The organism is Pseudoalteromonas sp. TAP-3C, from assembly GCF_059888565.1.
On sequence record NZ_CM187618.1, the window covers coordinates 3222569 to 3236946 of the forward strand.

Consider the following 14378-nt stretch of genomic DNA (forward strand, 5'->3'; position numbering starts at 1 on the left):
ATTTGAGTAACTCATGTCACCATGAACATGGTGCCAAATAAATATAAAGTAAAAGCTATGAAATTAATAATTAACTAGCTCAGCTACCTACTTTTAAAACTAAGAGAGCTGACCTGCTTGCTCAACAATATTTACGTAATTTGATAAATCTTTAATCAACTTAGACTCTCGTACTTTATTCGCATCATAAAGCCCTTTTTCTATATAATCTTTTGCACCTTTTGCAGTTACACCTCGTGCTTGAGGAGCTGAATCTGAAGTATGAAGTTTAGTGTTGGGATCACAGAACAATCTCATGGACTCGCCTATTTTATAATCAACTATGCCCTTATAAACCGTATTCAAGTCAAAGTTTTCACGTTGAAAGTTTGGGAATTTCTGACTTGCACTTTGATTAAATATATTTCTTTGCCACTCGTTCTTAAAATACGGATAAATTTCGGGGTGTCTAATTTTTAATAAAGTTATATAAAACAAAGGTAGTGAGAAGAGGTAATCAGTTTCCCCCTGAGTTAATTGAATAGAATATAAAAGCTTAACTGCTTGTTCGATGTCCCTCAAACCAGCTTTCATGTGCTCAGCGACTTTACTTAGCAGGCCAATATTTATAGTACCTTCTGATTTATTATCATCTTGGAGAACGGGGATAAATACTGTTTCATCGGGCAAGTACTTTGACCAAATAAAATTACAATACTCTTTTTTGTCTGGGCTTTTTAATGAGTACTCTTGATCAAAAAACCGATTTAAATAACGTTTAGATTCAAATTTTTCACCGTATACAGCATTGATAGAATGACTTAATTGCTCTGAAGCAGTAGCGACAATAAAGTAGACTCCTTCAACATTAAATAAGTGCTTAATAGTCTCTAATAATTGAATACTATAAGAAGGTTTACAACGATCTAATTCATCAATCAAAATAAATAAAGGAGCTTTAAATGAAGTTTCACCCTCTAACCTTTCCACTAATAACCTTAGATTTTCCCTAAAATAACCTATAGCACTTTTTGTGGTCTGGTACTCTTTCAGTGCTAATTCAGCTGCTTTCGTAGAGATCGAAGAAGCAACGGTAGTCAGGGCAAACGGGTGAAAAACATACAAGTACTTTTTGATCATTTGACCGATCCTAATGATCGTGGTTTATAATAGTCTTTGCCTGTACGAAACATGAAAGAAACGACTATCAGCCAAGCTTTTAATCAACTAACCGATCCAAGAAACTCTGCCAGTGTCCGCCATCCACTTATCAATATTCTGAGTATCACTATTTGCGCTATTATCAGCGGTTGCAATAATTTTAACGAGATAGAAGAATACGGAAAGTCAAAAGTAAAGTGGTTACGGAAATTTTTAGACCTGAAAAATGGTATTCCTAGTCATGACACTTTTAATGACGTACTCAATCGCCTCAACCCAACTGAATTTAACAGCGCATTTACCAAATGGGTCACTGAAATAAGTAAGAATAAAGAAGGAGTGATTGCTCTGGATGGTAAAGTAATGCGCCGTACATTAGATAAAGCCTCAGGTATGCCCGCAACTCATTTAGTCAGTGCATGGTCTGTTGAGAATAATTTTTGTTTAGGACAAGTTAAGGTTGCTGATAAATCGAATGAAATAACCGCTATCCCCATTTTGCTTGAGCTCCTTGACATAAAAGGAGCGACAATTACAACAGATGCCATGGGATGCCAGTATAAAATCGGTGAGCAAATAATCTCTAACGAGGGTAACTATGTGCTTGGACTTAAGGGGAATCAAGGGGAGATTTATGATGACGTTAAACTACATTTAGATACCCAGCTCAACACGCAATTTAAAAATATCCCACACAGCGTGCATCGTTCACTAAATGGTGATCACGGGCGAATAGAAAATAGAGAGGTTTGGTTAACGACAGAAGTAGATTGGCTGGTAGCACGACATCCACGATGGAAAAGCTTAAAAAGTATTGCCGTAATATGTTCAACACGAGAGGTAAATGGTGTAAGTTCGAATGAGCAGCGGTATTACCTTAGTAGCCATAAAGATAAAGATGCTGCATTTATTGCTGATGCTATCCGTAGTCATTGGCATGTGGAGAATAAATTACATTGGCAACTCGACGTTAGCTTTAATGAAGACCAAAACCGTTTACGCAGTGGGTATGCAGCTCAAAACATCGCGTTAATTAATAAAATAGCACTTAATCTATTGAAGAACGAAAAAAGTGCAAAGGTTGGAGTGAAAAGCAAGCGGTTGAAAGCGGGTTGGGATAATGTTTATATGATGAAAGTGCTAACCGTTGGGCTAACTGTATAAAATCAACCCGTTTGCCCTGCAACGGTAGTAATATCTTTTGACAAATCCGACTGTCCAGTCGTCTTCGCTGATAAATCGTCACTCTCTTGCTCTTCTTCAAATAAAGCCTCAACGCCTTGAAGAGACATACCAAAAAGCTGTTTAGTAAAAAAGCCACCGAGCAAAGGAAGTGCTGCATTTTTCATTGATCTTTCAATACCTGCTAATTTACCATCTGTAGCACTAAGTAAGCCTTGATTAGTCAACTCTTCGTTTATTTCTGCAATAAAACTGAGTAAAGCATTTTCAGAGAAGTCATTTTTCCATGCATCAAAACACACAACAACATGCTGCTTGGCTTTTAGTTCTTCTGCAAGATTATGGAGAAAGTACGTTTTACCAAAGCCCCACTCCGCATTAACATTTAAGACATAGTTTTTGCTATGCTCAGCCTCAGTTACTGAGTACTTACTCGTTAAAAACTGAACAAGCCACTGTCCTTCTCGTTTTCGATTCAACCTATCATCTAACCATAATTCAACCGACATATGATTTCCTTATTGATTTTTGCGAATTCTACATAGTAAAACGAATTAATATAGAACTGTCGTTTTACAGTTATATACCCAATACCCAATCAAGCCCTTGTATTGCTGTGGTTGGGAATGCGGTGGCATGCTGCGCCCCCTCAATAACAACACTTTTTAATTTTATATTTTCACTATTGAGCGCATTAATTTTTTGCACAAGTTGCGCTGCGCCCTCAACCATATTTTGTCCTTCACCAAAGGCTGGGGTTTCCTTTGCGCCAACAGATACATAAACCTTTATTGGCATTTGGGGCTTATTCGCTTTTAAGGCTAGCAGTGCATTGTTATCAAACCAAACCGACGGACTGCCAATAATATAATTGCTAAATAGCTCAGGTATCGTAAATAAAATAGTGGCGCCAAATAAGCCGCCTAGCGAATTACCTATATACGTTCTCTGCGTGTTGCTTGCTCGGTAATTTTTTTCGATAAAAGTAAATACTGTACTTTGCAAAAACGTAGCGTGCCCTTTGGCATTACCCGTTTGCTTCTTCCAATTTTGAGCCTGAGTCGGTGTATAATCTCTAATTCGACTATTAGATCCTCTCGAACCTTTTTCATAGCCAATCGCCACAATAATAGCCTGTTGCATCTTGTCGCTATTCATTGGAAACCGTGTGGCACCGGCAACTATAGGAAATGCATACGGCGCATCGGTTAAATAAATAACAGGATACGTTTTATTAGGCTGCTTTGCATATGACTTAGGCAATTGAATAAAAATAGAATAAACACGCTTAGTTGAGGGCTCAGTAAGCTCTACAACAGTACTTCTAGGGATCTCGTAGGGGGTATTTGCGCTTAATTTAAAACAGATGAAAACACAAAGTAACAGCAAAAGCTTTAAAGCAGTATTCACTAGATTAGTTTACCTAAAAAACGATATTTATAATTACAATGCCACATAGTCGCTATGTTTAACACTGGCAGTGTTAAATAAGTTGATTTAATTTATCACCTGAACAGGGGCATTTTTCGTTATTCTTTTTAAAACACTGTTGGTAGTTAAACCAATGGGCTAGTGCGATAAAAGCGGAGCCAATTAAAGTGAGTGCTTTTTCGGCCTCTTCTTGACCTAGCAATACTGCAATTATCAAAAAAGCTAGGCCAACAACTCCACACGCCATATAACGTATACGTTTGTGCTTTTTACAGCCTAAGCTCAAAGCTAATAAACTTGTTGGCAGTACGGCAGCAAGAATCCATAAGTGAAACTGTTCACCATTTATTTGTAGTACAGCAAAGCTTGGCAACAGCGCTAAAATAATCGGTGTTGCAAAACAATGTACCGTGCACATTAACGAAAGCCCTATAGCAAGCTTATCCATTACACTTTGTGTCGACTTCATTTTTAATCTCTCTTTAAAATTAACGCATTACTTTTTGTTTTAATTAACAACAATTGATATTTTAAATGATACATTATAACATAATGCAATAATATAACATTGGAGTTGTGATATGTATAAAATTTCGCGAGCTGCCCTATTCGTTGCGGCAGTTTTACCTATGAGCGCTATTGCGCAATCACTTGAAGGCTTAGTGGTAGACAACAAAGGAAATGCTGTTTCAGGTGCAACTGTGAGCGTTGACGGCACCGCTTTTACAACTATTACAGATAAAAACGGACAATTCTTTTTTCAACAATTAACGAGCGGTAAAAATGAAATCCATATTGCGGCGCAAAAATTTGCCCATCATCATAAAGATATTCGAATCAGCGATGGCCAAGGTGTAAAAAAATTACCTTTACACTTGAACGCTCACCTATTGAAGTAATTGATATTGAAGCGACGCCTATTCATATGTCGGCGATGGAATCAGCGTCTCCTGTCAGCGTGCTATCTGGTGAAACGCTAAGGCGTCAGCAAGCCTCAACATTGGGGGATAGTCTGGAAAAGCTGCCAGGAGTGAATACTAATTTTCACGCAAAAGTAGCTAGCACGCCGGTAATTCGTGGTTTAAGCGGGCCGCGTGTTCTAATTACTCAAAATGGCCTTGATGTCAGTGATGTTTCACGCGTAGGCCCTGATCACTCCGTCGCATCAGAAGCGTCTACCGCACAACAAATCGAAGTATTACGTGGTCCCGCAACATTATTTTATGGCAGCGGTGCCATTGGTGGTGTTGTTAATGTGGTTGATAATCGCATACCAACAGACAGCACCACTGGCGTTGAATGGAACCTAGAACATAACTCTGTTGATAATCAAAAAGTAGCCTCGTTTAACGCTACTACAGGGACTGATTCGTTTGCGTTTTATGCCGACGCATTTTGGCGTGAAGCCGATGATTACGAAATACCCGTGGCCGCTGAATTAGCACACGATGACCATGAAAAGCATAACAACGAGTATAAAGTTGCAAACAGCAATGAAGAATCTGACGGCTTTACCTTAGGTACTAGCTATCTATTTGACCAAGGTTTTGTAGGTATAGCCGTAGAGCAATTTAATCGTCAATACGGTATTCCAGGCCACACCCATGGTGGCGAAGAAGATCATCGCGCTGAGGAAAGCGTATACGCAGATCTTGAGCAAACGAAAGTACAGTTACTCAGTGAATATAACTTAGATAATGAGTGGCTTAATAAAATTAATCTGCGTGCTGGTTTTACTGATTACAAGCACGCTGAGATTGAACATGGCGCAGTGGGCACCACGTTTAAAAATGAAACCAATGAGTTACGCTTAGACTTAATGCATAACCCATTTAACGAGTGGAATGGCGGCATTAGCTTTCATTACAAACAAAGCGATGTAGAAGCACAAGGCTCAGAAGCCTTTACTCCGCCGTCACAAACACAAAGCTTTGCTATAGCACTAATGGAAGAAAAACACTTTGGTGACTTTTTAGTGCAATTAGGTGGCCGAGTTGAACGGGTAACCATCGATGCTGATAACGTGTTGCTACCCAACATTGACGCCCATCCGCACGATGAAGGTGGTGCTCATGGCCACGATAACCATGATCACGGCCATGAAGAGCGCGCTGACATCACTCGCGTATTTGACGTAGAGCACGAGTTTACACCGGTTAGTTTATCTGCAGGCATAGTGTGGGACTTTGCACCTAGTTACAACCTAGGGCTATCAGTATCATGCTCAGAACGTGCTCCTTCGGTATCTGAGCTATTATCATTCGGCCCTCACATTGGCACCGGCACTTATGAAGTAGGCGCGCTATTTGATGTGCATGCAGACGGCCATTTTGGTTTATCTGAGCAAACGATTGACCTAGAAACAGCCAATAACATTGACTTAACTTTTCGTAAAACCCAAGGCGATATTGGCTTTATTTTTAACGCCTTTTACAACCAAGTAGACAACTATTATTACCAAATCGACACAGGCCTATACGCACAAAGTGGCCACGACCACGGTGATTCGCATGATCATGGTGACGAACACGACCACTCATCAGAGCTCCCCGTTTATTTATTCAAAACAGATGACGTATTTTTACACGGCTTTGAAGCGCAATTTGCATGGCAATTAACCAATGAATTTAAAGTAGATTTGTTTTCAGACTATGTTCGCGCCCGCCTCAAAGACGGCGACGATTTACCCCGTACACCACCGCTTCGTTTTGGCAGCGAACTAAGCTATCAAACAGATAAATTAAGCGCACATCTGCACGTAACTCGTTATCAAGAACAAGACCGTACAGCATCAGAAGAAACAGCCACTGACGGCTACACCCTTGTTGATGCTAGCGTTTCATATGACTTGTCAGTACTAAATCAAGATGTTTCCGTTTATTTAAAAGGTAGCAACCTCACAGACACCGAAGCACGTGTTCATACCTCATTTTTAAAGAATATAGCCCCACGACCAGGCCGCAGCTTTGCATTGGGTATTCGCGGTTACTTTTAAGCGCTAAAAAATTATAAATAAAGGAAATAAACATGACAAAACTATTCAAATTAAAACTTATTGCACTAGCAATTAGCAGTACATTAATCACCGCGTGTGGCGATGCGCAAACAAACATTGTTGAAAAAGATCCAATAGAAGTGCCTGATGATGGCCATGATCACGGTGATGGTGGTGATCACGACCATGGCGATGAATATACAATTGATTCATTAGGGAGACTTGCCGTACTTGCGGGCGATAACAATCAAGCCAGTATTTTTGACTTAGACGACAATGTATTACTCGATTCATTTAGCTTAGTAAATAATTCAAATACGCTGTCGTCATCAGCTGATTTTCGTTATGCAGTAATTGCTAGCCGCGCCCAAGATTACCTCGGTTTTATAGACGGTGGTTTATGGAGTGAGGATCACGGTGATCACCAACACGATTACAAACAAAACCCCGTTTTTAGCAGTTATGAATTAACCAGTGGCAGCCGTCCAACACACCTTGTTAAACACGATGGTAAATTGGCCATATTTTACGATGGTGATGCAGACTCAGGTGCGGCTGCATCAGTTGCAGTATTAACTGATAACGACATCACAAATACAACAGATACCCTACCAGATATTAGTTACGACATTAATATGCACGGTGTTGCCCAGCCGCGTGGCGAGCACTTATTAGCAACCATTCGTCGCGATGATGCACAGAGTACATCAAACGCTAAAATTCTGCCGGATCAAGTGGGGGTTTATCACCTGCATAATGGCGAATACGAACTCGAGCAAACACTATCTGTAACTTGCCCTGATTTACACGGTGCAGCACAAAACCACGACTATGTAGCATTTGGTTGTAGCGATGGCGTGTTACTAGCTCATCAACACGACGACGAGTACGAAGCTGAAAAAATTGCAAACATTGATGCTATTAGCGACTTACGAATTGGTACTTTATACGGCCATGAGCACAGTGATACCTTTATAGGTATCGCTTCTGGTATTTTGGTAAGCATTAATCCTGCAGAGTCTGAAATGGAAAAATTAGAATGGCAACTAGCCGATGGTGCAAGTGCTGTTTCTTACTCTTTCTCAGCAAATGGCGAGCACTTTTTAGTTTTAGACAGCCTAGGCTTTTTAAACGTGCTTGAGGCACATGCACATGACGACCACGTTCATTGGCAGCTTAAAGGACAAGTCGACATTACAGAAGAAGACATAACAAGCATGCCTGAAGGTATGAAGTTTAGTATGACAGTGGCGCAAAATGGTCACTTTGCTTATGTCGCCGATCCGATTGCTCAGCACGAAGTAAAAGTACATTTAGAAGACCTTGAAATTGAAGGTGAACTTGAACTTACCTTCCCACTAGCGGCCATCACGTGGTTAGGTATTGCACAAGAGGAAGAGCACGACCACGAACATTAAGTTCGTAGCGTGTTTAGTAACGTTTTGGGCTAACACCACAAAATATACAATTTAAAATAGCTTCACTTGAATTTAAGATGGCAAATTATAATTTGCCATTAAGTTTGACAAATTATAATTTGCCAACTAGTCTGACAAAATATAATTTGTCATTAGGTGTGTTATGAAAAACATTGTTGGTCAAGCTGCGAGAAGTACGAACTTTTGGGATAGACCCTATGAACTTGCAGACATTTGGGAAGCAATAGACAACGGCAGTCATATTCTTTTATGCGCCCCTCGCCGTGTAGGTAAAACATCAATAATGTATAAAATAGTTGATGAACCTAAAGCAAGTTATATCCCCATTTATATTGATACAGAGTCCGCTGATTCTGAGGCAGAATTTTGGTCAAAAGTTTTTAATGCACTAATGGAAGAAGACTTCATTGCCAGCCTAAAAACAAAAGCTAAAAATTTCATGGATAAAATTAAAGGCATAAAAATAACTTCGATAACTATGGACGGCGTTGAGTTCGGTGATGGCAAAGTGCTAGATCACAAGCAGGCTTTTCACAGGTTAATAAAAGATTTAGATCATGATAAAAAGCTCATTATTATGATTGATGAGTTTGCTCAAACCATTGAAAACATAATAAAGTACGAAGAACCTAAAAACGCTATCAGCTTACTAAAAGCCCATAGAGAATTACGACAAGATCAAAAGTTTTCACAAAAAGTGACCTTTATCTACGCAGGCTCAATAGGTTTAGAAAGCGTAGTATCCAAAATTGACGCAATTAAACACATTAACGATTTAAACAATATAAAAGTCCCGCCTTTAACTTTTCCCGAAGCAGAGCAGTTTACTATCGCACTGTTTAAAAGTGCTGAGATTAAAATCAATAAAACGGATATTGCTTATTTACTTAATACCATACATTGGCTGATCCCATTTTATATCCAACTAATCACACAAGAAATTAAAAAAATATACCGAAGAGAGCTAAAGCTTGATCAAGCTGTTATTGACCAAGCAATTCATAACGCATTAGATAACCGTAATCACTTTGAGAGCTGGCAAAGTAAACTCAAAACCGCATTAGGCAACAATGAGTATTTATTTTGTAAAGAAGTACTGAATGCTATTTCCAACCAAAAAGAGACTAGCTTTCTCGATATCATGAATATTGCCAGCAAACATAACTTAAACGGCAATGAAGCAAAAGATTGCCTGCACTCATTAGTATACGATGGCTATATTAACTACAACGACGATAATAAAACCTATCAATTTAACTCTCCAATCTTAAGAATGTGGTGGAACAAAAATGTCGCAAACTAATTACTCACGCTATAAATACACGCCTGATGAAATTGATGAAAAAGAATTTTTAGCTAAGTTTGTTGTTCGCAATCATGATTTTGACGACATTTACGATGACATAAAAAACAGTGATTACACAGTTCCTAGCCAACACTTTATAATTGTCGGCCAGCGAGGTCAGGGCAAAACAACTCTTTTAAGAAAAATAAAACTCGCAGTACAAGCTGAGCCAACGCTAGCTGACTTTTTAATTCCTATAAAATTCTCAGAAGAACAATATCAAATTCGTTCACTTAGTCGCTTATGGGAAGAAATTGCTGATTATTTACAATGCACAGCTGAGAATGACTTTGCCACCATACATGATGATATGGAAAGCCATTTTGACGATGCCGATTACGAACTAAAAAGCTTTTCATACTTAGAAAAAGCAGTAAAAGCGAAAAATAAAAAGCTATTACTGTTGATAGACAACATTGACGAGCTACTAGGCAAATTAAAAGAAAAAGAACAACGCAGACTCAGAGAAATACTCCTCACATCGCCAACACTCAAAATCATTGGCGGTTCAACTAAAATGCTCGAGCAGCATTTTGACTACGGAAAACCGTTTTACGAATTTTTCAAAATTATTAAACTTATCGGCTTAAATAAACAAGAGTGTTTTGATTTTCTTGCCAGCATGGGCGATGAACAACAAAAGAAAAAAATAGCTCACATTATTAAAAACACCCCCGAGCGCATAGAAACTTTACGCCGCTTAACTGGCGGTGTACCAAGAACAATGGTGATGTTATTTGATATTTTTGTAGATGATGGCGGTAATGCATTTGATGACTTATTAAAAATACTCGATGATGCCACCCCTTTGTATAAACACCGCATGGACGACCTACCTGATACTTTACAAGATATAACGCACACCATAGCAATGAACTGGGACGGCATCAGCACTAAAGATATTGCCAAAAAAACCCGCTTAGAAAGTAAAACCGTATCCGCTCAGCTTAAGCAACTCGAAACTAAATACGGCATCGTAGAATCTATTTCTATAGGTAAAAATAAAATTTATAAAATTGAAGAACGGTTTTTTAATATTTGGTATTTAATGCGTTTTGGCCGTAAAAAAGATCGTCAAAAAGTAGAATGGTTAGTTAACTTTTTAACCTCGTGGTGCAACCCTACGGATCTTGAACGTAGAGCCAAAGATTTTATGAGCGCTATTCGCGGCGGTACAATGCAAGAGTCGTACGTTTACCACATGTGTGAAGCGCTCAGCTATGCTGGTTTAGATATAAATACCGAGCATGAAATGAAGGAAAGCACCAAAACCTATTTAACTTCAAAAAACTCTAGTTTCGTTAATGACATTTCAGCATCAGACAAAGAAACTATAAGAGCAGCCCTTCAATTAGCTGGTGAAAATAAGGTCGATGTAGCAATTAGACTCCTCATTAATTCACAAAAAAATAGCGCTAACGTTTTAGGGGTCATTGGTTATCTGTATCATAAAAAGAAATTATTCCCCAAAGCAAAAGAGTATTACTTACAAGCGATAGAAAAGGGAAACTCTTATACACTTGTTAATCTAGGCTTTTTATATCAAGATCAACAACAATTTGCTAATGCGGAAAAAAGTTACCAACAAGCATTAGAACTTAATCAAAAAAGCGCACTTTTGCACTTAGGATTTTTATACCAAGAACAACAACTATTTAATAAAGCAAAAGATTACTATACAAAAGCTATTGATGCTGATGTAAACGGTTCCGTGATGCAACTAGCCTCGCTTTATTTTCAGCTAGGTAATGAGCACGAAAAAGCACTTGAACTGATTAAAACAGCTTATGAAGAGCAGCCAAGTGAGTACATAACATACCTTTATTCAGTAGTTTTATTATGGGCTGAAAAGCTACCGCAAAGTTATGATTTATTTATGCAATTGCTCGATAATAACAGAACCGATGATGTAGAGATCCACGATGGTGCAGCCGTGATCTACCTCACCTTGCTTATCGCCAAAAAACAGCTTTATAAAGCAAAAGAACTACTAGAATTAAACGGTTATGCCTTAAAAGACAAATTTAAAGCAATTTGGTATGCCTTAATGACGTTGATGCAAGATGACTTCCCCCATGAACTGACTAAAATGGGCGGTGAATTGCAAGAGAGTGTTGCTGAGGTTTTGCAGCAGGTGGCTGAATTTGAGAAAAAATACGCGCTGAGTTAAGCGTTATCTAAGTTTTATAAGCTCAATAAAAAGACGCCGACGCGTCTTTTTCGTTTTCTATCGCCATTAAAAATAGTTTTACTAACGACGCCAGCCACTCCACACATCATCTTCTTGATTGGCTTTATTTTTGTTCTTTTTCTTGCCTGTGCCTTCAGGTTTGGCCATGGGCTTTTCATTTTTAAGCGCCTCAGCGGCATCAAGGTTCGCTTGGTTTACGGCAAAACCTGCAACCTCTTCGCGCTCTAAACGGAGTTTGTTTTTCTTCTCAATAATTCTAAAGTGATGAAAGTCTTCATAATCAATTAACGATAGCGCTAAACCCACTTCACCAGCACGGCCACTTCGGCCAATACGGTGCATATAATCGGCAGGGCTGCGCGGTAGGTTAAAGTTTATTACCACAGGCAGCTTTTCAATATCTAAACCACGGGCAGCTATGTCGGTAGCTATAAGTACTTCAATTTCGCCGGCTTTAAATTTTTCGATTACCCGAGTACGCTCACTTTGGCCTTTATCGCCATGGAATACTTGCGCGTTCACGCCGCGTTTTTCAAGCTTGCTGGCTAAGTGCTCACAATCTTTTTTCGCATTGACAAAAATAAGCGCTTGGCGCCATTGCTGCTGCTTAATTAAATGCGCTAAAACCGTGGTTTTCTCGCCTTTATTTACCGTAAATACGCGCTGCACAAGCGTGCTTTCGTCTTTGTTTTGCACTTGAATTTCAACCGGATTAGTTAACAGCTCTTGGGTTAATAGTTTAACTTGCTCAGGAAACGTCGCTGAAAACAACATAGTTTGCTTTTTAACAGGCATAAGCGCCAACAAATTAGCTAGCTCCTCGGTAAAACCAAGGCTTAACATGCGATCAGCTTCATCAAGCACAAGCGTAGTTACTTTATCGAGCTTAATCGCATTGCTTGAGATTAAGTCGAGTAACCGCCCTGGCGTTGCGACAATAATATCGGCACCACCACGCAGTGCCTGCATTTGGGTATTAACCGACACCCCACCAAACACCGCAACGGTTTTAATCGCACCATTAAAGTTAGCAGAATACGATTTAACGCTATCGGCCACTTGCGTTGCCAGCTCGCGCGTTGGCACTAAAATCAGTCCTGATACAAAATTACCTTTGTTAGCAGCTTTTTTAGCACCTTGCTCCAAAAACAGCGTTTGTAGCATAGGCAGTGCAAAGGTTGCTGTTTTACCCGAGCCGGTATTCGCCCCTGCAATAAGGTCACTGCCCGCTAATACACTAGGGATTGCTTTAGCCTGAATGGGTGTAGGCTGGGTGTATTGCAAATCAGTTAAACGAGCTAGAAGCTCTGGGATAAGGCCAAGTTCGGTAAACGTGCTAGGGCTTGCGGCTGAGGTCATAGTTATTACGGGCTTATTGCTAAAAAAGTAGCCCATAATTTTAGCGTATTTAGCACGTATTAAGTAGGGGTTAGTGATTTAAATGTGTTTATAGGTGGCCGCTGAGCGCCTCGAGTAACAAATTACGAGCAGGTTTGTGTTGTTCATCGTCTGTAATTTTATTTTCGAATATTTCGAATGTTGACTTTCTTGCGAATATTTCGGATACTTACTGCATTGTACAATTTGCACTCGGAAATAGTAAGAGAGAAAAAATGAACACAGCTACAAAATTACCCAGTGCTGAAGAAATAGCACTCGCTAAACTTGGTAGCCAAGAGCTATCAGCCGTAATACAAGCCAATGGTGAGGCGCAAAGAATTAATGTGGTTGATCAACTAGGTAAATCTCACAAAGTAACAATTCCAGCAAGCGCATTAAATATGATGATCGAAGTACTTACTCAGCTAGGACAAGGCAACTCCGTTAGCATCACTCCTATTCATGCAGAGCTAACAACGCAAGAAGGTGCTGATATGCTAAACATGTCACGCCCAACATTTATAAAACTCCTTGATTCACAAGAAATTCCATTTACTCGCACGGGGAATCGTAGGAAAGTCGCTTTTGCCGATCTTATGCAATATAAACAACGCTTAGAAGAACAGCGTTTAGCATCACTTGCTGAATTATCTGCATTAGATCAAGAAATGGATATAGGCTACTAATGTCATCATATACTGTAATCTTAGACGCATGTGTTATGTACCCCGCTCCACTTCGTAGCTATTTGATGTATTTAGCCAATACAGGTTTATTCCGAGCTCGATGGACAGAGCAAATACATGATGAATGGACTCGTAACCTGCTTAAGAACAACCCAAGTATTGAGCATAAAGCACTTGAAAGAATCAAAACGCTCATGAATGCTAACGTTCCTGATTGTTTAGTTGAAGGCTATGAGCCTTTAATTAATGGGCTAAGCTTACCCGATCAAGATGATAGGCATATAGTTGCAGCAGCCATTAAAGGCCAAGCAGAATCTATCATTACTTTTAATTTAAAAGACTTTCCAGCACAAGAACTAGAGCCGCTCGGTTTAACAGCGATCCACCCTGATGAATTCTTATGTGATATGTTCGAATTAGACAGTAGCGCTTGCGTAAAAGCCGCTCAACAGCAACGAAGTTCATTGAAAAAGCCACCCATGACGCAAGAAGAGTTTCGAGCTGCAAGTAGTTTTGGCATCACTTTGTAGTGGCTGAGTAATTTTGCTCAAAGAGAATTTAAAAGCACTTCGCTTGAGGAAGCCTAGAT

The 14378-nt window shown here is 39.4% G+C and carries 11 protein-coding genes and 1 pseudogene; 7 read left to right on the forward strand and 5 right to left on the reverse strand.

Annotated features, from left to right (window positions below; translation table 11 throughout):
• Window positions 1-99: 99 nt before the first annotated feature.
• Window positions 100-1119 (reverse strand): KAP family P-loop NTPase fold protein, encoded by a 1020-nt coding sequence (locus tag AC6H44_RS15095; RefSeq protein ID WP_500736496.1) that lies wholly within the window; start codon window positions 1117-1119, stop codon window positions 100-102.
• A 51-nt stretch (window positions 1120-1170) separates the two neighbouring features.
• Here AC6H44_RS15095 and AC6H44_RS15100 point away from each other — a divergent pair, with 51 nt between their 5' ends.
• Window positions 1171-2304 carry an ISAs1 family transposase gene (locus tag AC6H44_RS15100; RefSeq protein WP_500736497.1) on the forward strand — a complete coding sequence of 378 codons (1134 nt, stop codon included), beginning with the start codon at window positions 1171-1173 and terminating at the stop codon, window positions 2302-2304.
• A gap of 2 nt (window positions 2305-2306) precedes the next feature.
• Here AC6H44_RS15100 and AC6H44_RS15105 read toward each other — a convergent pair whose 3' ends face one another.
• From AC6H44_RS15105 to AC6H44_RS15115, 3 genes are all read right to left on the reverse strand, one after another.
• A complete protein-coding gene (locus AC6H44_RS15105; protein WP_500736499.1) occupies window positions 2307-2831 on the reverse strand; it encodes a P-loop NTPase fold protein in 525 nt (174 codons plus the stop codon).
• A gap of 70 nt (window positions 2832-2901) precedes the next feature.
• Window positions 2902-3732, reverse strand: a complete 831-nt coding sequence (locus AC6H44_RS15110) for an alpha/beta hydrolase (protein WP_500736501.1) — start codon at window positions 3730-3732, stop codon at window positions 2902-2904.
• 73 nt (window positions 3733-3805) lie between these two features.
• Entirely contained in the window at window positions 3806-4222 is a 417-nt protein-coding gene (locus tag AC6H44_RS15115; RefSeq protein ID WP_500736503.1) for a MerC domain-containing protein, read from the reverse strand.
• Between the two features lie 112 nt (window positions 4223-4334).
• Between AC6H44_RS15115 and AC6H44_RS15120 the strand changes: the two are divergent.
• The 4 genes and pseudogenes from AC6H44_RS15120 to AC6H44_RS15135 all read left to right on the forward strand — a co-directional run bounded on the left by AC6H44_RS15120 (window position 4335) and on the right by AC6H44_RS15135 (window position 11702).
• Window positions 4335-6748: pseudogene (locus AC6H44_RS15120) on the forward strand (TonB-dependent receptor).
• Window positions 6749-6780: 32 nt separating this feature from the next.
• Window positions 6781-8166, forward strand: coding sequence for a 5-methyltetrahydrofolate--homocysteine methyltransferase (locus AC6H44_RS15125; RefSeq protein WP_500736505.1), 1386 nt, complete (start codon window positions 6781-6783; stop codon window positions 8164-8166).
• 163 nt (window positions 8167-8329) lie between these two features.
• A complete protein-coding gene (locus AC6H44_RS15130; protein WP_500736507.1) occupies window positions 8330-9490 on the forward strand; it encodes an ATP-binding protein in 1161 nt (386 codons plus the stop codon).
• A complete protein-coding gene (locus tag AC6H44_RS15135; RefSeq protein WP_500736508.1) occupies window positions 9477-11702 on the forward strand; it encodes a tetratricopeptide repeat protein in 2226 nt (741 codons plus the stop codon). The genes AC6H44_RS15130 and AC6H44_RS15135 overlap by 14 nt, the downstream gene beginning before the upstream one ends.
• An 81-nt stretch (window positions 11703-11783) precedes the next feature.
• Here AC6H44_RS15135 and AC6H44_RS15140 read toward each other — a convergent pair whose 3' ends face one another.
• Window positions 11784-13082, reverse strand: a complete 1299-nt coding sequence (locus AC6H44_RS15140) for a DEAD/DEAH box helicase (RefSeq protein WP_500736509.1) — start codon at window positions 13080-13082, stop codon at window positions 11784-11786.
• A 254-nt stretch (window positions 13083-13336) separates the two neighbouring features.
• On the opposite strand from AC6H44_RS15140, the gene AC6H44_RS15145 reads away from it, so the two are divergent.
• Both AC6H44_RS15145 and AC6H44_RS15150 read left to right on the forward strand, forming a co-directional pair.
• Window positions 13337-13789 (forward strand): excisionase family DNA-binding protein, encoded by a 453-nt coding sequence (locus tag AC6H44_RS15145; RefSeq protein ID WP_500736510.1) that lies wholly within the window; start codon window positions 13337-13339, stop codon window positions 13787-13789.
• A complete protein-coding gene (locus AC6H44_RS15150; RefSeq protein WP_500736511.1) occupies window positions 13789-14319 on the forward strand; it encodes a PIN domain-containing protein in 531 nt (176 codons plus the stop codon). Before AC6H44_RS15145 ends, AC6H44_RS15150 begins: the two co-directional genes overlap by 1 nt.
• The last annotated feature ends 59 nt before the right edge of the window (window positions 14320-14378 follow it).

Coding starts and splice junctions, on each gene's coding strand:
- AC6H44_RS15095 (WP_500736496.1), bottom strand. CDS start 1,119: ATGATCAAAAAGTACTTGTATGTTTTTCACCCGTTTGCCCTGACTACC.
- AC6H44_RS15100 (WP_500736497.1), top strand. CDS start 1,171: ATGAAAGAAACGACTATCAGCCAAGCTTTTAATCAACTAACCGATCCA.
- AC6H44_RS15105 (WP_500736499.1), bottom strand. CDS start 2,831: ATGTCGGTTGAATTATGGTTAGATGATAGGTTGAATCGAAAACGAGAA.
- AC6H44_RS15115 (WP_500736503.1), bottom strand. CDS start 4,222: ATGAAGTCGACACAAAGTGTAATGGATAAGCTTGCTATAGGGCTTTCG.
- AC6H44_RS15125 (WP_500736505.1), top strand. CDS start 6,781: ATGACAAAACTATTCAAATTAAAACTTATTGCACTAGCAATTAGCAGT.
- AC6H44_RS15130 (WP_500736507.1), top strand. CDS start 8,330: ATGAAAAACATTGTTGGTCAAGCTGCGAGAAGTACGAACTTTTGGGAT.
- AC6H44_RS15135 (WP_500736508.1), top strand. CDS start 9,477: ATGTCGCAAACTAATTACTCACGCTATAAATACACGCCTGATGAAATT.
- AC6H44_RS15140 (WP_500736509.1), bottom strand. CDS start 13,082: ATGACCTCAGCCGCAAGCCCTAGCACGTTTACCGAACTTGGCCTTATC.
- AC6H44_RS15145 (WP_500736510.1), top strand. CDS start 13,337: ATGAACACAGCTACAAAATTACCCAGTGCTGAAGAAATAGCACTCGCT.
- AC6H44_RS15150 (WP_500736511.1), top strand. CDS start 13,789: ATGTCATCATATACTGTAATCTTAGACGCATGTGTTATGTACCCCGCT.